Source organism: Pseudomonas sp. S1_E05, assembly GCF_056337105.1.
In genome coordinates, this window is sequence record NZ_JBFRHM010000001.1 from 950298 (window position 1) to 971151 (window position 20854).

The 20854-nt window shown below is 59.6% G+C and carries 19 protein-coding genes and 1 pseudogene; 6 read left to right on the forward strand and 14 right to left on the reverse strand.

The annotated features are described in order from the left end of the window. Window positions 1–11: 11 nt before the first annotated feature. Complete coding sequence (locus AB4N33_RS04465; protein WP_460123508.1) at window positions 12–593, forward strand: DinB family protein; 582 nt, start codon at window positions 12–14, stop codon at window positions 591–593. Between the two features lie 211 nt (window positions 594–804). After that, the gene (locus AB4N33_RS04470; RefSeq protein WP_460123511.1) at window positions 805–1299 is read left to right on the forward strand and encodes a GNAT family N-acetyltransferase; all 495 of its coding nucleotides are present in this window, start codon (window positions 805–807) and stop codon (window positions 1297–1299) included. Between the two features lie 190 nt (window positions 1300–1489). Here the strand turns inward: AB4N33_RS04470 and AB4N33_RS04475 are convergent, their stop codons facing one another. Together AB4N33_RS04475 and AB4N33_RS04480 are read right to left on the reverse strand one after the other, a co-directional pair. Continuing rightward, window positions 1490–3232 (reverse strand): phosphoethanolamine transferase CptA, encoded by a 1743-nt coding sequence (locus tag AB4N33_RS04475; protein ID WP_476456555.1) that lies wholly within the window; start codon window positions 3230–3232, stop codon window positions 1490–1492. A 182-nt stretch (window positions 3233–3414) separates the two neighbouring features. After that, on the reverse strand, window positions 3415–3597 hold the full coding sequence (locus tag AB4N33_RS04480; protein WP_460123517.1) for a DUF6026 family protein: 183 nt from the start codon (window positions 3595–3597) through the stop codon (window positions 3415–3417). Between the two features lie 272 nt (window positions 3598–3869). Between AB4N33_RS04480 and gnd the strand changes: the two genes are divergently transcribed. From gnd to AB4N33_RS04495, 3 genes and pseudogenes are all read left to right on the forward strand, one after another. Beyond that, on the forward strand, window positions 3870–4850 hold the full coding sequence (gene gnd / locus AB4N33_RS04485; protein WP_460123520.1) for a phosphogluconate dehydrogenase (NAD(+)-dependent, decarboxylating): 981 nt from the start codon (window positions 3870–3872) through the stop codon (window positions 4848–4850). After that, window positions 4847–6370, forward strand: coding sequence for a glucose-6-phosphate dehydrogenase (gene zwf, locus AB4N33_RS04490; protein ID WP_476456556.1), 1524 nt, complete (start codon window positions 4847–4849; stop codon window positions 6368–6370). The genes gnd and zwf overlap by 4 nt, the downstream gene beginning before the upstream one ends. Then, a pseudogene (locus tag AB4N33_RS04495) lies at window positions 6367–7187 on the forward strand (HAD family hydrolase). The gene zwf and the pseudogene AB4N33_RS04495 overlap by 4 nt, the downstream one beginning before the upstream one ends. A gap of 49 nt (window positions 7188–7236) precedes the next feature. On the opposite strand, the gene nhaB reads toward AB4N33_RS04495, so the two are convergent. From nhaB to AB4N33_RS04510, 3 genes are all read right to left on the reverse strand, one after another. Beyond that, window positions 7237–8739, reverse strand: a complete 1503-nt coding sequence (gene nhaB, locus AB4N33_RS04500; RefSeq protein ID WP_476456557.1) for a sodium/proton antiporter NhaB — start codon at window positions 8737–8739, stop codon at window positions 7237–7239. Window positions 8740–8817: 78 nt separating this feature from the next. Further along, on the reverse strand, window positions 8818–10107 hold the full coding sequence (locus AB4N33_RS04505; RefSeq protein WP_460123532.1) for a hypothetical protein: 1290 nt from the start codon (window positions 10105–10107) through the stop codon (window positions 8818–8820). Between the two features lie 279 nt (window positions 10108–10386). Then, window positions 10387–10653 carry a hypothetical protein gene (locus AB4N33_RS04510; protein ID WP_460123535.1) on the reverse strand — a complete coding sequence of 89 codons (267 nt, stop codon included), beginning with the start codon at window positions 10651–10653 and terminating at the stop codon, window positions 10387–10389. A gap of 341 nt (window positions 10654–10994) precedes the next feature. Here AB4N33_RS04510 and AB4N33_RS04515 point away from each other — a divergent pair, with 341 nt between their 5' ends. Next, on the forward strand, window positions 10995–12320 hold the full coding sequence (locus AB4N33_RS04515; RefSeq protein ID WP_460123538.1) for a sigma-54 dependent transcriptional regulator: 1326 nt from the start codon (window positions 10995–10997) through the stop codon (window positions 12318–12320). 109 nt (window positions 12321–12429) lie between these two features. Here the strand turns inward: AB4N33_RS04515 and AB4N33_RS04520 are convergent, their stop codons facing one another. The 9 genes from AB4N33_RS04520 to AB4N33_RS04560 all read right to left on the reverse strand — a co-directional run bounded on the left by AB4N33_RS04520 (window position 12430) and on the right by AB4N33_RS04560 (window position 20799). Next, the gene (locus AB4N33_RS04520) at window positions 12430–13707 is read right to left on the reverse strand and encodes a coiled-coil domain-containing protein (protein WP_460123541.1); all 1278 of its coding nucleotides are present in this window, start codon (window positions 13705–13707) and stop codon (window positions 12430–12432) included. 47 nt (window positions 13708–13754) lie between these two features. Further along, window positions 13755–14495, reverse strand: coding sequence for a hypothetical protein (locus AB4N33_RS04525; RefSeq protein WP_460123544.1), 741 nt, complete (start codon window positions 14493–14495; stop codon window positions 13755–13757). A 33-nt stretch (window positions 14496–14528) separates the two neighbouring features. Then, the gene (locus AB4N33_RS04530; RefSeq protein ID WP_460123547.1) at window positions 14529–15209 is read right to left on the reverse strand and encodes a C39 family peptidase; all 681 of its coding nucleotides are present in this window, start codon (window positions 15207–15209) and stop codon (window positions 14529–14531) included. Window positions 15210–15271: 62 nt separating this feature from the next. Then, window positions 15272–16564, reverse strand: coding sequence for a heme utilization protein (locus AB4N33_RS04535; protein WP_460141467.1), 1293 nt, complete (start codon window positions 16562–16564; stop codon window positions 15272–15274). 50 nt (window positions 16565–16614) lie between these two features. Beyond that, on the reverse strand, window positions 16615–17187 hold the full coding sequence (locus AB4N33_RS04540) for an adhesin (protein WP_460123553.1): 573 nt from the start codon (window positions 17185–17187) through the stop codon (window positions 16615–16617). A gap of 1 nt (window position 17188) precedes the next feature. Next, window positions 17189–17629 carry a hypothetical protein gene (locus tag AB4N33_RS04545; RefSeq protein ID WP_460123556.1) on the reverse strand — a complete coding sequence of 147 codons (441 nt, stop codon included), beginning with the start codon at window positions 17627–17629 and terminating at the stop codon, window positions 17189–17191. A 330-nt stretch (window positions 17630–17959) separates the two neighbouring features. Further along, the gene (locus AB4N33_RS04550) at window positions 17960–18484 is read right to left on the reverse strand and encodes an AAA family ATPase (protein ID WP_460141468.1); all 525 of its coding nucleotides are present in this window, start codon (window positions 18482–18484) and stop codon (window positions 17960–17962) included. Beyond that, window positions 18481–19044: a nicotinamide riboside transporter PnuC gene (pnuC, locus tag AB4N33_RS04555; RefSeq protein ID WP_460141469.1), complete on the reverse strand. Its 564-nt coding sequence runs from the start codon at window positions 19042–19044 to the stop codon at window positions 18481–18483. The genes AB4N33_RS04550 and pnuC overlap by 4 nt, the downstream gene beginning before the upstream one ends. A gap of 120 nt (window positions 19045–19164) precedes the next feature. Beyond that, window positions 19165–20799 carry a methyl-accepting chemotaxis protein gene (locus AB4N33_RS04560; RefSeq protein ID WP_460141470.1) on the reverse strand — a complete coding sequence of 545 codons (1635 nt, stop codon included), beginning with the start codon at window positions 20797–20799 and terminating at the stop codon, window positions 19165–19167. Window positions 20800–20854: the final 55 nt, after the last annotated feature.

Here is a 20854-nt window from a genome sequence, read left to right on the forward strand (position 1 = left end):
GGAGCGCGAACGTGAATCAGCCCTTGTCCCATCATTTGCTCACCATGGCCTACCAGAATGCGTGGGCCAATCATCGACTGGCCAAGGCGTGGCAGCGGTTGAGCGCCGAGGAGCTGGCAGCGCCGCGGGTCAGTTTCTTCCCCAGTCTGCGAGCGACCCTCAATCACATCCTGACCTGCGACTGGTTTTATGTGGACGCACTGGAGCGAGAGTTGCGAGCCGATGAGCCGCACCCGGACTGTCACGTATTTTTCAGTGCCGACGAGCCCTTCACTGACGCCGCAGATCTCAAGCGCGAACAGATCCAGGTGGATCGCCGGCTGATAGCCTACTGCGAGCAACTGCGCGACGCCGACCTGGGCAAGATCGTGACCATCGCCCGCGACACCCCGCAACACGACAGCCGCCTGCGCCTGTTGTCGCACCTGTTCGAGCACCAGATCCATCATCGCGGTCAGGTGCACGCCATGCTCAGCGGCACCTCGGTTGCACCGCCACAACTGGACGAATTCTTCTGCGCCGGCGAGTCGGGTCTGCGGGCAGCGGATTTTGCCGAACTGGGCTGGACCGAAGCGTTGATCTGGGGGCATTGAAGGTCGGGGGTTATGCCCTCTGCTTGTCTGTGCGAGCCTGCTCGCGATGGTCTTGAACGATAATCAGGGGGGGCTGACAGCCCGAGGCGCTCTTTGTGTTTCATCGCGAGCAGGCTCGCTCCCACAATTGAAGTCATTATTTCCATTGCGTCACTCTGTGCGCCCGCGATAGGGTCAGCGCTCGCTGTTAAACGTGTCTTTGAGGGTGGAAATGGAATCCGCTGAAATTCTTGTGCTGCAAGCCAGTTACACCAACCCTGTGCATGCCGAGGCGTTGCGCGTGGTGTTGAATCATTACGCCGAAGACCCGATGGGTGGCGGGCACTCGCTGCCCACCGAAGTGCTGGAGCACCTGCCGGAGGAACTGGCCAAACGGCCGTATGCATTCACTGTACTGGCCTTTGTCGGTGGCGAGCCGGCAGGGCTGGTCAATTGCTTCGAGGGGTTTTCGACGTTTGCCTGTCGCTCGTTGGTCAACGTGCATGACGTCGTGGTGATGAAGCAATTCCGCGGCTTGGGTCTGAGCCAGAAAATGCTGCAAAAGGTCGAGGACATCGCCCGCCAGCGTGGCTGCTGCAAGATCACTCTGGAAGTGTTGGAAGGCAATGCGGTTGCCCAGTCGTCCTACGCCAAGTTCGGTTTCTCTGCGGGCATGTTCGACCCGGCGCACGGCCGGATGCTGTTTTGGACCAAGCCACTGAATTAAATCCGATCTGAACCTGTATCTGTAGGAGACAAGCTCGCTCCTACAGGATCACTGTTTATACCGCTCGGTCACCTGCGCCGTCTGATCATCCGGCACTTTGACTTCGTGGGTTGGCTGGGTTTGATTCGCGGCTTGGCACACCGATGACCGGCGCCCATGAAAAAGGGGCCGGAATCGGCCCCTGACAGGATTACTTGGCCACCACATCCGCCGGTCCCGGCTTCTTGGGCTTGATCAGGCTGAAGTCGATCAGGGCCTTCTGCTCACGCGCATAGGGATCGCCGATCAACAGCGGGCGCGCCTTGAACTGGGCACTGACCAGGCTCTTGCTGCGGTCCAGCTCATCGAAGCTCAAGCCCGCCAGGTCGGCCCAGGTATGGATCAGGTGCGAACTGCTGTAGGGGCGGTCCAGGTCACCCGTGAAGTTCCAGTCATGGGTTTCACGCCATTTCGGCGAGGCCCAGGCCATGAACGGGATGGTGTACATCGGCGCTGTCGGTTTGTTTTCGTTACGGCCCAGGGTGTTGTGACCTGCCGAGTCAAACACGTCTTCGCCGTGGTCGGAGAGGTACAGCAGAAAGCCATTCGGGTCGGTCTTGGCATAGTCCTTGATCAAGCTCGAGACCACGAAGTCGTTGTACAGCACCGCGTTGTCGTAGCTGTTGTAGGTTGGCAGTTGGTCATCACGCACGCCCGACGGTACGCCGTTGCGGTCCTGGAACTTGTCGAAGCTCGACGGGTAGCGATACTGATAACTCATGTGCGTACCCAGCAGATGCACGACGATCAACTTGCGTGGTGCTGCGTCAGCCAGGGCCTTGTTGAACGGTTCGATCACGTCGCCATCGTACTGGGCGGCGTTCTGGTTGCGGTTGTTGTTCAGGTACACCTGCTCGTCGGCCTGTTCGGAGAAGGTGGTGAGCATGGTGTTGCGCTTGGTCATGGTCTGCTGGTTGGTGATCCAGAAGGTTTTGTAACCCGCCTGTTTCATCATGTTGACCAGCGACGGTGTCGACAGGTACGCCTCGGGGTTTTCCTCGTCGGCGAAGGTCAACACCTGCTGCAATGCCTCGATGGTGTAGGGGCGGGGAGTAATGACGTTATCGAATACCGCCAGTTGATCCTTGAGTTTGTCCAGTTCCGGCGTGGTCTCGCGCGGGTAGCCGTAAAGGCTCATGCGCTGGCGGTTGGTGGATTCGCCGATCACCAGCACCAGCGTCGCCGGCTGATTGGCCATCGCGTCCTTGAAGTTGCGCAGTGGTGCGACCTTGTTGGCGCTGCTCAACATGTCCTGCATGCCTGCCAGGGTATCGAGATAGCGGTGATAAGCCACGGCCATCTGCCATGGCACGGCGGGTTCGATGCGAGTCTCGAATTTCTCGAAACCTTCGGCGAAGCTGCCGGCGCGCAGAGTCTGCTTGACGAGCGGATAGCCGACGACGGCCACGACGATGGCGGTGGCTGCGATCAGTGCACGGCCACGTGGCAGGTACACCGGGCGCAAGCGGGTCCACAGGAAGTAGGCAAACAGCGTATGGGCAAGAAACGCTGGCACCATCCACCAGGCAAAATACTGGGTCATGTACTCGCCCGCTTCAGACACGTTCGACTCGAACATGATGAAGATGACGCTTTGGGAGAATTCCTGCTGGTAAATGAAGAAATACCCGAGGCTCGCCATGGAGCAGGCCCACAGCACCAGACCAATCACGGCCGCCATGACGCGGGTCTGTTTCGGGAACAGCAGCATGGGCGCCAGCCAGACGGCGCTCATCACGAAGGCTTGGCGAAAACCCGTGAAGCCGGAGGTGCCGGTCAGTTGAATCAGCAGTTGGGTAATGCCGGAGAAATACCAGAAGAACACGAACAGCCAGAGAAATCCGGCCCAATCGAACCCTGTCGCAGTCGACTCGCTGCGTTTGAAAAAAACCATCGTGCGCTCCAGGCAGAATCACATGCCACCGTCGGGACTGAAAATCTCCGACGAACGGTAGCCGCGCGGATGCCGCGGCCAGTAAAGAGCCGAAGTATCAACAAGCGGTTGTGAAAGTTTCGTGAGCGAATCGTAATGGCATTTCGGAAACAGCTCAGGGGCTGTTTCCGAGGCGGGGAGGGTCAGGCGTGAGGGGCGCGCAGGGTAACCGGCTTCGAGTGAGCCTGGAGACCTTGCGTCAGCAGGCGCAATTGTTCGACTTCCTGCTTTAACTGGTCGCGTTCGTCTTTCAACTGGCGCAATTCATCGCGGCGGATCGTGACGTAAAGGGTTTGTGCTGGCCGTGCTGTTTGTACTGTGCCCATTGCTCACCTCGCAAATGGCTGTCTCAACTGTAGATCTGCCCCGCCATCGGGTGCAGTTCTACTATCGGCGCCGATTTTGATTTCTTTTGCCTGGGAATGGAACTTTTTTATTTTTCACTGTCGCTGTGTCTCCGGAACGTTTCCCGACGTTATCCATCGAGATCGGGCACAATGCCCGGAAACTTCATGCCGACGCTCTGGACTAACCCCCATTAGTCGCGTTGGGCTATAACCATTGACACACTTTTATTTGTAGTAGGGAGCATCAGCACATGCAACTCGGGATTATTGGACTGGGCCGCATGGGCGGCAATATTGCACGGCGCCTGATGCTCAACGGGCACTCCACCGTTGTATTTGACCGCAATACTGCCTTCATCGAAACGCTTGTGGCCGAGGGCGCGCAAGGCGCGGCCGACCTGCCGGCGCTGGTGGCGGGACTTTCCAAACCTCGCGCTGTCTGGGTGATGCTGCCAGCCGGCGCACCGACCGAAGACACCATCGACACCTTGAGCACCTTGCTTGAGCCGGGCGATACCATCATCGATGGCGGCAACACCTTCTATAAGGACGACATCCGTCGGGGCAAGACCCTGGCGGAGAAAGGCCTGCACTACATCGACGTTGGCACCTCCGGCGGCGTCTGGGGCCTCGAGCGAGGCTATTGCATGATGATCGGTGGCGACGCCGAGACCGTGCGACGCCTGGACCCGTTGTTCGCCGCCCTGGCGCCCGGCATGGGCGACATCCCTCGTACCAAGGACCGCCAATCCGATGACGACCGTGCGGAGCGCGGCTACATCCACGCTGGCCCTGCGGGTGCCGGGCACTTCGTCAAGATGATCCACAACGGCATCGAGTACGGCATGATGCAGGCCTTCGCCGAGGGTTTTGACATCCTCAAGACCAAGTCCAGCACCCACCTGCCAGAGGACCAGCGCTTCGACCTGAACGTGGCCGACATCGCCGAAGTCTGGCGTCGTGGCAGCGTTGTGTCCTCGTGGCTGCTCGACCTGACCGCCGATGCCCTCGCGGCCGATCCGAAACTCGACGGTTTCTCGGGGTCCGTGGCCGATAGCGGCGAAGGTCAATGGACCATCGAAGCCGCCATGGAACAAGCCGTGCCGGTGCCGGTGCTGTCCAACTCGCTGTTCGCTCGCTACCGTTCGCGCGGGCAAGGCACCTTCGGTGACAAGATCCTCTCGGCCCAGCGCTTTGGCTTCGGTGGCCACGTGGAGACTTCGAAAAAATGACCCGACTGATCCGCAATAAATCCAAGGCAGAACCTGCACCGCCGACCACGTTGTTCCTGTTCGGTGCCCACGGTGACCTGGTCAAGCGCTTGCTGATGCCGGCGCTGTACAACCTGAGTCGTGACGGTTTGCTGGGGGAAGGATTGCGGATCGTTGGCGTTGACCACAACGCCGTTACCGATGAAGCCTTTGCGCAGAAGCTCGAAGATTTCATCCGGGCCGAAGTGGCGAGCAAGGTCGGTAATGGTGATCAGGCCCTTGATCCACTACTGTGGGCCAAGCTGGCCAAGGGTATCAGCTACGTGCAGGGCGATTTCCTGGACGACAGCACGTATCAGGCGCTGGCGGCGAAAATCGCCGCCAGCGGCACCGGTAACGCCGTCTTCTACCTGGCCACCGCGCCGCGTTTCTTCAGCGAAGTGGTGCGCCGCCTGGGGGCCGCCGGTTTGCTGGTGGAAACCCCGGAGGCCTTCAGGCGGGTGGTGATCGAGAAACCGTTCGGTTCCGATCTGCCCACTGCGCAAGGGCTGAACGCCTGCCTGCTCAAGGTGATGACGGAAAACCAGATCTACCGGATCGATCATTACCTGGGCAAGGAAACCGTGCAGAACATCCTGATCAGCCGGTTCTCCAACAGTCTGTTCGAAGCGTTCTGGAACAATCATTACATCGACCACGTGCAGATCACCGCCGCCGAAACCGTCGGTGTGGAAACCCGTGGCAGTTTTTACGAGCACACCGGCGCTCTGCGGGACATGGTGCCCAATCACCTGTTCCAGTTGCTGGCGATGGTGGCGATGGAGCCACCGGCTGCCTTTGGCGCCGATGCGGTGCGCGGTGAGAAAGCCAAGGTGGTGGGGGCCATTCGGCCCTGGTCCACGGAGGAGGCGCGGGCCAATTCGGTACGCGGCCAGTACACCGCAGGCGAAGTCGACGGCAAGTCGTTGCCCGGCTATCGTCAGGAAAACAACGTAGCTCCCGACAGCACCACCGAAACCTACGTGGCGCTCAAGGTCATGATCGACAACTGGCGTTGGGTGGGCGTGCCGTTCTACCTGCGCACCGGCAAGCGCATGAGCGTGCGCGATACCGAGATTGTCATCTGCTTCAAGCCGGCGCCTTACGCGCAGTTCCGCGATACCGAGGTCGATGAGCTGCAACCCACCTACCTGCGGATTCAGATCCAGCCCAACGAGGGCATGTGGTTCGACCTGTTGGCGAAGCGTCCGGGGCCGGCGTTGAAGATGGCCAACATCGAACTGGGGTTTGCCTACAAGGATTTCTTCGAAATGCAGCCGTCCACCGGCTACGAAACCCTGATCTACGATTGCCTGACGGGCGATCAAACCCTGTTCCAGCGTGCCGACAACATCGAAAACGGTTGGCGTGCGGTGCAGCCGTTCCTCGACGCCTGGCAAGAGGACGCGAGCGTGCAAGGCTATGCCGCAGGTGAAGACGGGCCGAGCGCCGCCGAGGACCTGCTGACCCGCGATGGCCGCGTCTGGCACGGCCTGGGATGAGTGACGCGGCGTTGCAACCCATCCGCTTTCTGCTCAGTGACATGGACGGCACGCTGTTGCTGCCCGATCACAGCCTGAGCCAGCGCACCATTGAAGCCGTTCGCTCATTGCGCGAGGCCGGCGTGTTGTTCAGCCTGGCCACCGGGCGTCCACCCAAAGCCATGTTGCAGCAGATCGAAGCCCTGGGCGTCGACTTGCCGACCGCGGCGTTCAATGGTGGCACCATCGTTCATCCCGACGGCAGCCTGCTGGTCGCGCATTACCTGCCGGCCACGGCGGCGCTGACCGCGCTGACTCAGTTTGCCGACCTGCCGGACATCGAGGTCTGGGTGTTCAGCGGCGGTGACTGGTTGCTGAAAGACCCGAATGGCCCGATGGTGCCGAGGAGCAGCATGGCCTGGGGTATGCGCCTGTGGTCGTGGACAGTTTCGAGCCGTACCTGCAACACATCGATAAAATTGTCGCCGCCAGCCACAACACGCAGCGGCTGATCGAACTGGAGGCGCAATTACTGCCCAAGGTCGAGGGCCAGGCGCAAGTGTCGCGCTCGCAGCCGGTCTACCTGGATGTGACCGCGATGAAGGCCAACAAGGGCGACGCGCTGGCGACCCTGGCCGAATTTCTCGGCGTGCCGCTGGCACAGACCGCCGCCATGGGCGACGGCGGCAATGACCCGGCGATGTTCCATCGTGCCGGGCTGTCGATTGCCATGGGGCAGGCAGAGGAGGCGGTCAAGCGCCAGGCGGATGTGGTGACCGGGGCCAACACCGAAGACGGCGCAGCGCAGGCGATCGAGCGGTATATCCTTCCAGGATAGGTACCGACACTCGCTCCCACAGGGTTTGCATCCAATGTTTGATGGATGTCTACAACCAATAACTCACCGCATACCACCCCAATACCCCCATCACCACCGTATACGGCAACGCCATCCACACCATGCGCCCATACGACAGGCGAATCAGCGGGGCGATCGCCGAGGTCAGCAGGAACAGGAACGCCGCCTGGCCGTTGGGTGTGGCCACGCTTGGCAGGTTGGTGCCGGTGTTGATGGCAATCGCCAGGGTGTCGAAATGCTCGCGGCTGATATGGCCGGACACGAACGCCTGTTTCACTTCGGTGATGTAGATGGTCGCCACGAACACGTTATCGCTGATGGCTGACAGCAAGCCGTTGGCAATGAACAGCATGCCTGGTTGCTGATCGGCCGGCAGTGCCAGCACCCACTGGATCAGCGGCGTGAACAACTGCTGATCGTGAATCACCGCCACCACGGCAAAGAACACCACCAGCAGCGAAGTGAACGGCATGGCGTCCTTGAAAGCGCTGCCCAGGCGATGTTCGTCCGTGATGCCAGTGAATGCAGTGATCAACACGATCACCATCAGGCCGATCAGGCCGACCTCGGCAATGTGAAAGGCCAGGCTGGCGATCAGGATCAGCGCGGCCACGCCTTGCACGATCAGCGCCGCGCGCTGGCGTGCCGTGCGGCCGGCATCGTCTTCGTCTGCGTAGTGGGCCAGCACGGTGCGCACGTTGTCTGGCAGCAACGTGCCGTAGCCGAACAGGCGCAGTTTCTCCAGCAATACGCAGGTCACCAGGCCCGCCGTCAGCACGGGCAGGGAAACCGGGGCGATTTTCAGAAAGAACTCGGTGAAATTCCAGCCCATCTCGTGGCCGATCAACAGGTTCTGCGGCTCGCCGACCAGGGTGCACACACCGCCCAGTGCCGTCCCGACAGCACCGTGCATCAGCAGGCTGCGCAGGAAGGCGCGGAACTGTTCGAGATCATCGAGGCTGAGCTTGGGCAAATGTTGGTCGTCGCTGAACTCGGTGTCCTGGCGCGGATCTTTGCCCGAGGCCACCCGGTGATACACCGAGTAGAAGCCCACTGCGGCGCTGATGATCACGGCCGTCACGGTGAGGGCATCGAGAAAGGCCGAAAGAAAGGCCGACAGAAAACAGAACATCAGCGCCAGCATCGGCTTGGAACGGACCCCGAGCAGCAGGCGCGAAAACAGGAACAGCAGCAGGTCTTTCATGAAGTAAATGCCCGCCACCATGAACATCAGCAGCAGGATCACCGGGAAGTTGTGCTGCAATTCCAGGTAGAGCGCCTGGGGCGTAGTCATCTTCAGCAGCAGCGCCTCGACCAGCAAGAGACCGCCAGGCATCAGCGGGTAGCACTTGAGCGCCATGGCCAGGGTGAAGATGAATTCCAGCACCAATAGCCAACCGGCCGCCACCGGGCCGACGGTCCACAGCACCACGGCATTGAGCAGCAGAAAGCCGATGATGGTGACTTTGTACCAGCGAGGCGAGTTGCCGAGGAAATTGTGCGCGAACGCCTGGGCCATTGATCCGGACATTGGCGGCTCCTTTTATTTAGAAGCGCGCAAGTTGCCGCAAGCCGAAGGCAAGATCAAGCGTAGGAAAGTTCGGAGTCGTTATCCTTGATATCGCGCGACCATCGCCCGGTAGTTGCCGTCGAGCGAATAGCCCCCCACGACAATGTTGCCATCGGCCTGCACGGCCAGCGAAGTCGCGGTGTCCGGGCCTCTGCTCAGGCGGGTACGGACCCAGCCGAGGCCATTGCCGAAGCGCTCATCGAGTTGCCCGTCAGGCAGGTGCCGCGCCAACATGAAATCGCCTTCGATCCCTCCGTTGGTGGCGCCGGCGGTTAATACGCTGCCGTCCGCCAGGGCTTTTGCGGCGGTCCACTGACAGCCGTTGCGACCCACCGCCAGCAACCGTGGTTGACCGTCGTTATCGTGCACGTCCGGTCGGCCATTGGGGTGAAGCTTCAGGGCCAGGCAATGCATCGGGTCGCGGCTGGTGCCAAAGCAGCGCAAGTCGCCGTTTTCGTGCTGGACGATCTGGCTGACCTGGACGCGGCGCCCCTGGGCCATGAAGCTCATGAAACCATCCACGGCAAAGTGGTCATCAAGGGTGCCGTCGCTGTGATAACGCGCGAGCAAGCCTTCTTCGGGGAAATTGATCGAACCGCCCACCAGAATCCGGCCGTCGCGTTGCACCATCAGCGTGCCGAGCCAGGTGTTCATCAGCAGGTGCCTGACCAGGACGAAGCCGCGCCCATTGAAGGTCTCGTCCGCTGAGCCATCGGCATTGAGGCGAATCAACAGGCCGACATGATCGGCCTGTTCAAAATGATGATTGGCCAGTAACAGGATCTTGCCGTCTGCCTGGACCTGCGCATCACAGGCTTCGGCGCCGGGCACGCCCGGTGGCAACCAGTTGTCGCGTGCGCCCCGGGCAAGATTACCCGGCAGGCGGACGACACAGCGGCCATTGTTGGCAAAGGATTGCACCGGTTTGCCGCTCGGGTCGAACAGCGCCAGGGCCGGAAGCGTGTGGTTGGCGTCTTCATAGTGCAGGCCAGCCAACAGAATGTGGCCATCGGCGAGCACCTGAACGCTGCCGGCCATGGCTTCGAAGCCCGGTTCGAACTGGCTGATGATGCTGCCCTGTTCACCGAATTCCAGGTCTGCCGAGCCGTCTTCCAGCAGTCGGGCCAAACCAAAGCGGCTGCCCCTTGTTGTGCCGACCTTGGCCGCGATCAGCAGACGTCCCATTGAATCGATGGCAATGCCGTTGGTCATGCTGCTGAGGCTGTCGGCGAAGTAGACCTGAGTGACGCCGGTGCCGGCGAAGCGCTTATCAAGCTCGCCCGCTTTGGTCTGCGGCGGGGGTAAGGCAAAGGCGGTCTGGATTGACATGCACGCATCTCCTTGCGAGTCGTCGGGATCCAGGACGGGGGTTGGCGACTGGGGAAACATTCAACGCCTGAATGGCCCGATGCACAACTGACAGAACTAACAGGCGGAGGGTCGCTGTGTGCCAGAACAATGACTTTTCGAACCACTCATAAGCCAGGTAAACAAACGGGCATGTGAAAGTTCGGATGAAACACGATCGAAAGTGTTGTTGGCGCGAAAGGCCAACAAACTAACGATGGGGGGAGGGGGCGGATTACTTGAAAGTAATCCGCAGCTCACTTAGTGCGGCATCGACCACGATTGAAGTGCATAACCTTCCTGGCTCAGCTCTTTGCGGGCTTCTTCCAGAACATGCTCAAGTTGCGCGGGGTCGGTGTAGGCGCTACTTGGGATCTGCGTGCGGCCGATGCGATTGTTGGTACGGTCGATGACGGTCAGGCTGAGTTCACCGTTGCCGTCTTGTGGAGCCCAGGCCACGCATTGGAATGGCTTGAACGCGCGGTCGGCAATCAAAAGAGCTTCGTTGATACGGAGCGGGGCTGTCATGGGGTCTTCTCTCTATATGCCCAATCAAGTGATGTGCCGTCGGTTGGGCGTACCGTCCGGCTGGTTACTTGTACTGATGCCTGCTGGCAGCATGTGGGTCACATTTTATTAAAAGAAATTACGTTTTTTTTGTCCTGGCTCAATAGCACGACAGTTTTTGAAAGCTCAACGAAAGGTTTGGCTCGCAGATGAACTAACGGACTACGCCGCTTATAAACGCAGTTTGAAAACCTTTAGACAGACGGTCCAGGCCCCCGTCAAATTCTTGCTAACGTTACAGTCGGGCTTGCCAAATGGCTGTTTTTAATAAAATTCCTCTGATTTGGCGCCAAGGAATAGTCATGAGTGAAGCGCCCGCGTCGAGACGTCTATTAGTGGTGGACCCGTGCGACGATTGTCATCGTCTGTTGCCAGGTTTGCGCTCCATCGGTTGGGACGTCGACAGTTGCAGCCTGGAGAATGCCGCCGATCGAACCTGCGACGTCGGCCTGCTGCGTTTGCAGCCGTTTCACCTGGAAAGTCCCGAGGCCGTCAAGGAACTGATCAGCCGCAGTGGCGCCGAGTGGATCGCCGTACTTAAACAGGACATGTTGCGGCTACAGAATGTCGGGGATTTTGTTTGTGAATGGTTTTTCGACTTCCACACGTTGCCGTTCGATGTCTCCAGGGTTCAGGTCACACTGGGGCGGGCGTTTGGCATGGCGCGCCTGCGTGGCCAGGGCGCGGTTCACGTCGAGCAGCCCGAACACGAGCTGCTCGGTGACAGCAAGTCCATTCGCGAGCTGCGCAAGCTGCTGAGCAAGCTGGCGCCCACCGAATCGCCCGTCCTGATTCGCGGCGAAAGCGGAACCGGCAAAGAGCTGGTGGCCCGCACGCTGCACCGTCAATCCCAGCGCCACAACAAACCCTTTATTGCGATCAATTGCGGCGCCATACCCGAGCACTTGATCCAGTCCGAACTGTTTGGTCACGAGAAGGGCGCGTTTACCGGCGCCCATCAACGCAAGATCGGGCGGATCGAGGCGGCCAATGGCGGTACGCTGTTCCTTGACGAAATTGGCGACTTGCCGCCAGAGCTGCAAGCCAGCCTGTTGCGTTTTCTTCAGGAAAAACAAATCGAGCGGGTAGGGGGCAGTCAACCTATTCCAGTGGATGTGCGGGTCCTGGCAGCGACCCACGTCGATCTGGAGGTTGCGATCGGCAAGCAACGTTTTCGCGAGGATCTGTACTACCGCCTCAACGTATTGCAGGTGGTGACCGCGCCACTGCGCGAGCGCAATGGTGACCTCGCGATGCTGGCCAATCACTTTTCACACTTCTACAGCCATGAAACCGGTCGCCGGCCCCGTAGTTTCAGTGAAGATGCGTTGATTGCCATGGGACATCATGACTGGCCGGGCAATGTTCGCGAACTGGCCAACCGGGTGCGCCGCGGGCTGGTGTTGGCCGAAGGCCGGCAGATCGAGGCACGGGACCTGGGCCTGATCAGTCATCCAGGCGTCGCCGCGCCCATGAGCACGCTGGAAGACTACAAGCTGCGGGCAGAGCGCCAGGCCTTGTGCGATGTCCTCAACCGCCACAGCGATAACCTGAGCATTGCCGCCAAGGTGCTGGGCATTTCCCGGCCGACTTTCTACCGGTTGTTGCACAAACATCAGATTCGATGAGGCGGCTGCGAGCTACAAGCTACAAGCTACAAGCTACAAGCTACAAGCTACAAGCTACAAGCTTGCGGCTTGCGGCTTGCGGCTTGCGGCTTGCAGCTTGTAGCTGCCCCTAAAAGTAATAGGGGAATTTCAGGCTGAAGGAGAAGTCCGGCGCATCTTCGGTCAAGCCGATGGCCAGTTGCGGCACGATTGTGAGGTTGTCGGTCGCGGCCAACGTCATGCCAATGTTGAAGTTGGCCGAGTTGTAGTCGCTGTTGGTGATGGACTGCCAGTCCCCGCCATCCGGTTTGATCTTGCTCTTGCGGGCAAACTGGTCGGTGAAGGAGAACGACATGCTCATCTTCTCGTTCAGGGCGAAGGCGATACCGGCGCCGACTTGCCAGGAGTCACCCAGCTTCACGTCGCCCTTGACCTTGGAGCCCACCTGCGGGCTGATGTCGCTGAACGAATCCTGCACGTTGTAGGTGTAGGCCAGGGTGCCAAACAGCACGGCAGGGTCGTAGGTCTTGACCAGCGAGATACCCGGGGTAATCGCCCAGACACCGTTGCCGGTAGGCAGGGATTCGGGCACCGCGAGGTTGTCGTTGTTCGGGTCTTCCACCAGTTTGATGCCGTAAGGGTCCTTGCCGGTGGGCGCCTTGACACGCAGGGTGAAGACCGCGTCAGGCAGGTCGGCCGTTTCATCGAGAAACTTGTAGGCCACGCCCACGTTCACATCGCCAATGGCCGGGTCGCGGGTGACGGTGGCGTCTGACGTGACCGGGCCGGCGCCACCTGCGCCGCCTGAGGAGTACGTCGATTCGCGATAGACCACGGGTACGTTGATGTCGAACTGCCAACGCTGTGCCACGTTGTAGCGGGCGGTCAGGTCCAGGGTCCAGTTGTCGGCCTTGATCCGGTCCAGGTTGATGTTGCCCAGGAAAATCGAGTCCAGTGCCAGGAAGCCGTTGAGCGTCAACGCACGGGTATCGTAGTGGGTGTAAGTCAGGCCGGTCTCGATGCTGAACTTGCCGCCACCGAAGAAGCCGCTGGCTTCGTCGTACAGGTTGGAAACGCTTTGCGCCGGTTGCGAATCATCTTGCAGCGACTGGCCATACGAACTGCCGGTAGCGCCCGGTGCGCCGCTGGCCACTGTCTGGCCCTTGACCGGGTCGGCGGGGGATTTGGTCAGGCGTTTGGGCGCGGGTGCTGCCGGCGTTTCTTCGACTTGGCGAACGCGCTGCTCAAGGACCATCAGCGCGTTCTGTTGTGCTTCGTAACGTTGCTTCAGCTCCATGAGTTCTTGTTTTAGGATTTCCACCTGGGGGTCCGGGGCGGCATATAACAGGGTGGCCGGAGCCAGGCTGCTCAGACAAACGACAACTTTTAACGTTGAAGATCGGTGCATGGGTTTAGCCGTCCCTTCTGACTGCATCTGATGAGACTGAGCGTAGATCAAAAACCGATAGTGCGAAGGCCTTTGAGCTGGTCCAGATTGCCGGTCAGCGCCGCGCCTGATGGCACGTTATCCCGTAGCACGACGTTGAGCGACGTGATGTTGCGGACCTGGTTGCCAGCACCCAGCAACGTCGTGTTCTGCATCAGCCCACCCTGGGCCAGGCGCTGCATGGTGCTGCCCTGGTTGTGGTTGGCTGCGATGTTGAGTTGCACTCCATTACCGGTCGCTGAGACGCTCATCGCTCCCGCTTCGTTGCTGCCATACAGTGTCGAGCCAGAAGCCAATACCTCGCCCTGTGGTTGTGTCGTCGTCGCCTGGTTACCCCGTGTGACATTGATGCCCACATCGTTGTAGGCGGTGTTGTTGTCGCCGGCGGCGCGCACCACCTGGGTGACGCCGTTGGTGCTGTTCAGTCCACCACCGCCTGTCACGCTGCCGGTGCCTTGCGCACTTGAGTTGCCAGTCCCGGTGTCGTTGATCATCGACACGTAGAACTGAGGCTTGATGGTGTTTTGTTGCACTTGCATCGTTGTGGTGGCACCGATGGTCGAGCCGTTGGCGTTTTGCCAGACGCTGGTCATGACAATGCCGAAACTGACGATCCGTCCCGGCATGACGTAGCGGCCGCGAAGGCTCGCCAATTCTGAATCCTTCAGTTCGATGGGTTTGAATATTTCTGCGTGGATCGGCAGGCTAGCGGCCATGCAAACCACAGCTAGCCAGGTTGGAGTTTTCATTGAATGCTCCCGGAGCGTCGTGCCCCTTTATTCTTAGAAGAAGTCACTTCGAATGAAGCCGAAATCCATGAGCTCTGCGTCCTTGACCGGTGCGAATTCATTGATGCGATTCTTGGCGGTCAAAGGCACAGGCGGGTCAAGCAGTGCGTTGTCTTTGTCATAACCCTGGCCGATGACGGCGAAAATGATGCCGTTCCAGCCTTTGACAAAGTCATCCACTTTGTAACGTTTGTGGCCCAGTACCGGGTCTCCGACGTAGACCCAGCCCCGGTTGACTCTTTGCAACACCACGAAGTGCTTGTAGCCACGAACATCCATCAACACCACGACGGGTATCTTGATGTCGTTGAGCGTCTCCGGTGCCACGCGATAACCGCGGGCTCGCATGCCGAGGCTTTCCACGTATTTCTTCATGTCGAGCATGGAAAAGCCCTGGGTGCGCACCAGGTTCTGGTCGGCGTGGGCCAGCATGCCTTCGATGATCTGATCTTCACTCACGTCCAGCCAATAAGCCTGGCGCAAAATGGTGGCCAGTGCGGCTGCGCCACAACTGAAGTCGGTTTTTTGTTGCACCAGGTCAACAAACTTGCGCTCGCGGATACTCTGGATCGGCTTGTAGACCACCGCACCGCCCGGTAATACAGAAAGCGGCATTTGAGCCGCCTCGATCACACCCGTCACGCACAGCAAAACAGCCAAGGCGATAATGCGCATGGTGTCGCGCCTTCTGGTTGCGTTGAGAAAGGCCCCCGTACGGGGGCCTCCAGTCACAGCAGTTAGAACGATTGGTTGGAGATGGCCAACGAGTTGCTTTGTTGGTTGCCCACGCCAGCCGCCACGTTCACGCCCAGGTTGCCGCTGCCGCCATTCACCGAACCGCTCAGGGTTGCGGTGTTGGTGACAGGGTTAAGCCAGCCCACTTGAGTGAGTACTTGATAGGACACGGTGTTGCTCAGCTCAAACGCGCTGCTTTCGCTGTAGCTCTTCGCAAAATCTTTCGACGAAGAGGACGAAGTCTCGCCCGATTTGTCGTACGAAGAGGTGAACGACTTGGTGAACGAGGTTTCGTGCGAGTTATCGTACGAAGAGTTGCTGGTGTTACTGGTTTCGGTGTTGACGGATGCATCGAGGTTAGCCGACACGTTCGCGTTACCGCTGGCGCTGCGAGTGCGATCACCGTTGCCGTTGTTCCAGGTCACGGAGCGCGATCCTTCAATCCCTGCAGTCAGGTTGGCAGTGATGGACGCTGCGCTGGTGGAGGCGGAATCAGCGCTTTGGGAGCCGCTGGAGTCATGGGTTTTCGAGCCGCTGGCGTCAAAGGCGTTGGAGCCACTGGCTGCCCAGTTGCTCGACGCGTTTTTCTCAACGCTGCCGCTGACATCTTTGTTGAAGGACTTGGAGCCGCTGAGGGTGGTGGTCAACGAAACCGTTGCCACGGCGAGGTCGGCATTGGCTTTGTTATTCACAACCAGGCCAGGTCCGCTCTGTTCGGCAGAAGCAGTGGCCGATGCACTACCCAATGGCGAATTGGAGTTGGCGATGGCCATAGTGTTTTTCTGTTGGTTGAGGTCGCCACCGGCAATGTTGATGCCCATGTTGCCGCTGCCGCCGTTACCCGAACCGCTCATCACCCCGGAGTTGGTGGTGGAGTAGTTGTCGACGCGGTTGTTGTTGCTGTACTGGTTGACTCGGGCAGTAGCCGTTGCATTGCCGAATACGAAGCTGTTGTCCAGGCTCGAGTCCGAGGAAGCGTTGGCGATGGCAGCCGCGTTGTCTTGTTGGTTGCCGTTACCGGCCGCCACGTTGACACCCACGTTACCGCTGGCACCACTTGCCGAACTGCTCATCTCGGCATTGTTTTGGGTGCCTTCGTTGAGGATGCGGTTGTTGGTACTGCTTTGCCGGTCATTCGCCGTCGCCGTGGCAGAGACAAGGATTTTCGTAGGAGGAGGAGTATGGTTGTGGCCATTACCGTGGCCACGACGATCGCCCTGTTCAGCTTGTACAGCAACAGCCATGAGCGCAGCAATTGCGAAAACCAGAGGCTTGAGTGCCATCGAAGGTTTCATGGTGATTCTCCGTACTTATTTAGGTTAAGTGTTGTTTTTACCTGTTCGGATCAGTCCGCGATCCGTACGCTGAAGGTGTTGGCCATTCGGTTTCCCACCCCTGCGCTCTGGTTCAACTGAATCACCCCACGGCTACCGGTGAAAGCCTGATCACTGGTGGTGACCTGGCGATAGCCTGATGCAGGGACAGTTGGACCGGAGTTGTTGATCAGCGCCACGTTCTGTTGCATGAGGACGCTGTCGTCGAGACTTTGTGGTTGCGCACCGATGCTGATGCGCAGTGCATTGGCTTGTTGAGTACCGGCACCTGCGCTCTGGTTCACGCCCAGTGCACCGTTGCCGTTGCTGAAAGAGTTGCCCTGGATGCTGGCCCTGGCGTCGACTGCGGGGCTGTAGACCGTGTTGATCCGTTGACGGATCTGCGTGGTGGCATTGGCATCATGACCAATGGCGAAAGCCCGGGCATTGGCTTGTTGCTGCTGGTCGCCGGCGGCCTGGTTGACCCCGACGTTGCCCGAATAACTGGCACCCGAGTTGTCGATAGTGGCGGTGTCCACCACTGGTGACCCGGCGAAAGTCGATGTACTGCAGAGCATGGCGATCATCAGCAGCGTGCGATTCATCTCAACGGTCTCCCGTGATGATTTTCAGCGCGCCCATGCCTTGCTGGACGCTGGAATTGACCATGTTGGCGATGCCGTTGCCCGCGCCGGTGCCACGACCGCCGGCCTGGTTGGCCAGTTGGTTCTGCGTGCTGATGTTGCCGCCGAGATTGTTGTTGCCGATGTTGTTCATCATTTGGCTGATGCCTGCGCCGCTGGCGACGCCGGCAAAATCACCGTCACTTAATTCGTTGGTCTGGTGCAGGACATACTGGGAAGGGTTGGCGTTGGCCGTCGTGGGATTGGGGTCGGGTGCCACGGGCGCTCGGGTCGCCATGCGAGGCTGCACGTCACGTTTGATAATGATGATGCCGTTGTCTGCCTGGACAGGCAGGCTGACCAGCGATGTCAGTGCGCATCCAGCGAGCAGAACGCTGAAAATAGTCCCGGCAACTTTCTCCACGGTGGCAATTCCTTCTGTAGTTGGAACGCTGGCCCGAATAGCGATGCGAGGAGGAGAGCAGAAGCTGTGCCGTATTTTGTTTTTCTTTATAAAACAGAGGGTTGTATTTAGTTGTTCGAGAGGGCTGGAAAAATTTGTTACATCGATGAGACAAAGACGCGTCCAGGTCCCGTCAATACGCGCGGTATTGCGGACTAGAGCGGTTGGAGGCAGGTTGTATCAGTGATGCAACAAATTCGGGCTTAAGCGCCGAAACCTCTCTATTCCAAGGGTTGTGGCGCTGCCGAGTGTTTCAGGAATGGACATTTTTCTTGGGATGGGCTTGGCCGGTCAGGTCTTGAGCAAGTCCCTGACAGCGTCGAATGCAGCGTTTTTCCGCTGGCTCCAATCACCCTGCAACACCTGGAAGGGCTGCCGGTGCCGGTCCAGCCATTGGTGGCACGACCGGAAAAATGCCTGGCGCTCTGTCAATTGCGGCTGGCACCGTAACCCGTCGTCATGCCACTCCACGTTTTCCGGGCTCAGCAGCAAGTGCAGGTCATAGTGCCGCGCCAGCAAGGCTTGCTCGATCCATTCCGGGCAGTCGCCAAACAAGGTGCGACTCCACAGAATGTTGCTCAACAAGTGCGTATCGAGAATCAGCAGGGGCGGCCGTTGGCCCCGTGCTTCGTCCTCCCAGGCAAGCTGGCCATGTGCTATTGATGCAATGTCATCGTAGCAGGTTTCCCGGGCATTTCTTTCCATAAAGGTTCGAACGTACTCTTCGACCAATATGCCGCCAAAGTTGGCGTGAATCTCACCCGAAAGCCAACTCTTTCCGCTCGATTCCGGGCCAGTGAGCACTAATACCTTCATGGATTCAGCACCGGATCGCTACGCCAGGTGCGCCAGCCTTGAACGGCCAGGAGGGTAAAGAGGCCATATAGCGCAGCAGTCAGGACCATGCCCTTGTAGATGAACAGGCCCACGAAAACACAATCCAGCACGATCCACAGGGGCCAGCATTGCAGGCGCTTTTGCGCCATCCAGACCTGTGCCACCAGGCTGAAGGCGGTGAGGGCGGCGTCAAGCCATGGCTGGGCGGCGTCTGTCCAATGTGCCATGGCTGCGCCCAACAGCAGGCTGCCGATAGCGCCGAGCGCCAGGCCCCCGGCCAGGGCTTGTGTGCCCAGGCGGGTGACATCACGGCCTCGATGGTCCTGGCCCGCCCGTGTCCATTGCCACCAGCCATACAGCTGCAACCCGGCGTAGATCACTTGAAGCAGCATGTCCGAGTACAGCTTCACCTCGAAGAAGACCCAGCTGTAGAGCAGCACCATGACCAGGCCGATGGGCCAGCACCACGGGTTCTGCCTGACCGTCAGCCACACGGCGATCACGCCGAGGGCGGCGGCGAACAGTTCAAGCCCGGACATGGAACAACCTTGGGGAGAAAGAGGAGGGGGCGGATTGTACCGGCAGGCGCCCCCGAGTAGAACCGGCCAGCGCGCAGTCTCGTCGCAGCGGCGCGGAGCGGGCCGCTGCGACGGGACTGTTTAGACGCGGAACTGTCTGAGCAGGGTGTTCAACTGTTCGCTCAAGTCCTTGAGGCGAACACTGGCCACGCTCGACTGTTCCGCCGCCAGCGCCGTGCTGTGGGACAAGCCTGCAGCCTGGGTGACGTTCTGGTTGATGTCCTCGACCACGTGCGCCTGTTGCAGGGTGGCGCTGGCAATGGAGGTATTCAAGCCGTTGAGGTTGCGCAAAGCCTGGCCGATGGCGTTGAGGCTGGCGCCCGCCAGGCCTGCCTGTTCGATGGTCAACTGGGACGCGCGGCTGCTGTCGCCAATGACTTTGACCGCCGCCTCGGAATGGCTTTGCAGGCGCTCGATCATCGACTGGATCTCGGCGGTGGATTTTTGCGTGCGCTGCGCCAGCAGGCGCACTTCATCGGCCACTACGGCGAACCCGCGTCCCTGCTCACCGGCTCGCGCGGCCTCGATGGCGGCGTTGAGTGCCAGCAGGTTGGTTTGTTCGGCAATCGAACGGATCACTTCCAGCACGCTGCCGATCTGGGTGCTTTCGGTGGCCAGCGTACGGATGACCTCCACGGCCTGGTCGATGGTGGAGGACAGTTTGTCGATCTGTTCCAGGCTGCTGTCGATGTTCACCTGACCCTGCTGCGCCTGGGACTCGGCATCGCGCATTTCGCTCGCCGCATGCTCGGCGTTCTTGGCGACATCCTGCACGCCGTACGTCACTTCGTTGATGGCTGTGGCCACCAGCTCCATCTGCTGGGATTGTTGCTGGCTGCGCTGCTGCGCCTGGGCGGCATCGTTGCCTAGCTCGTTGGACGATTGGCCGAGCGCGCCAGCCGAGACCTGCAACTGGCTGATCACGCCACGCAGTTTGGCGGTGAATGCGTTGAAATGGTGGGCCAGTTGCGTGACTTCATCGTGGCCATGGGTATCGAGGCTACGGGTCAGATCGCTTTCGCCGCTGGCGATATTGGCCATGGCGTTCACGGTTTCCTGCAAGGGACGCACAATGCTGCGGGCGATCAGGATCACCAGCAATGCCATGATCAAGGCGATCACCAGGCCGATACCGGAGGCTTTCCACACCTGGGTCTTGAACTCTGCCTGCAGGTCATCGATGTACACGCCCGAGCCGATCACCCAACCCCAGGGTTCAAACAGTTTGACGTAGGAGGTTTTTTCCACGGCATCGCTGGCGCCGGGTTTTGGCCAGCGATAGTCGATCGCACCACCGCCCTTGGCCTTGGCCAGGGCTACCATTTCATTGAACACTGCGAACCCGTCCGGATCACGAATGGCCGAGAGGTTCTGGCCGTCGAGCTTCTGGTTGACCGGGTGCATGATCATCACCGGCGTCAGGTCGTTGATCCAGAAGTATTCATTCTCGTCATAACGCAGGCCGCGCACGGCGCTCAATGCCTGCTTCTGTGCCGCTTCGCGGGTCAGGGTGCCGGCGGTCTCCAGGCCGTGGTAATAGGTCAGAATGCCGCTGGCCGTCTGCACCACGTGTTGGGTTTTCTGTGCCTTGGCGTGATAGAGATCGTCGTGGATCTGCTTGAGCATCAACACACCCAACGTCAAGAGCATCATGACGGCTACGACCAAGATGAGCCACAAACGACGGCTGATCGACATACTGCGCAAGCTGTTCATAGCACTGTCACTCCGGTGTTATTGTTTTTTTATTCGGCAGAATCCCATCACACTT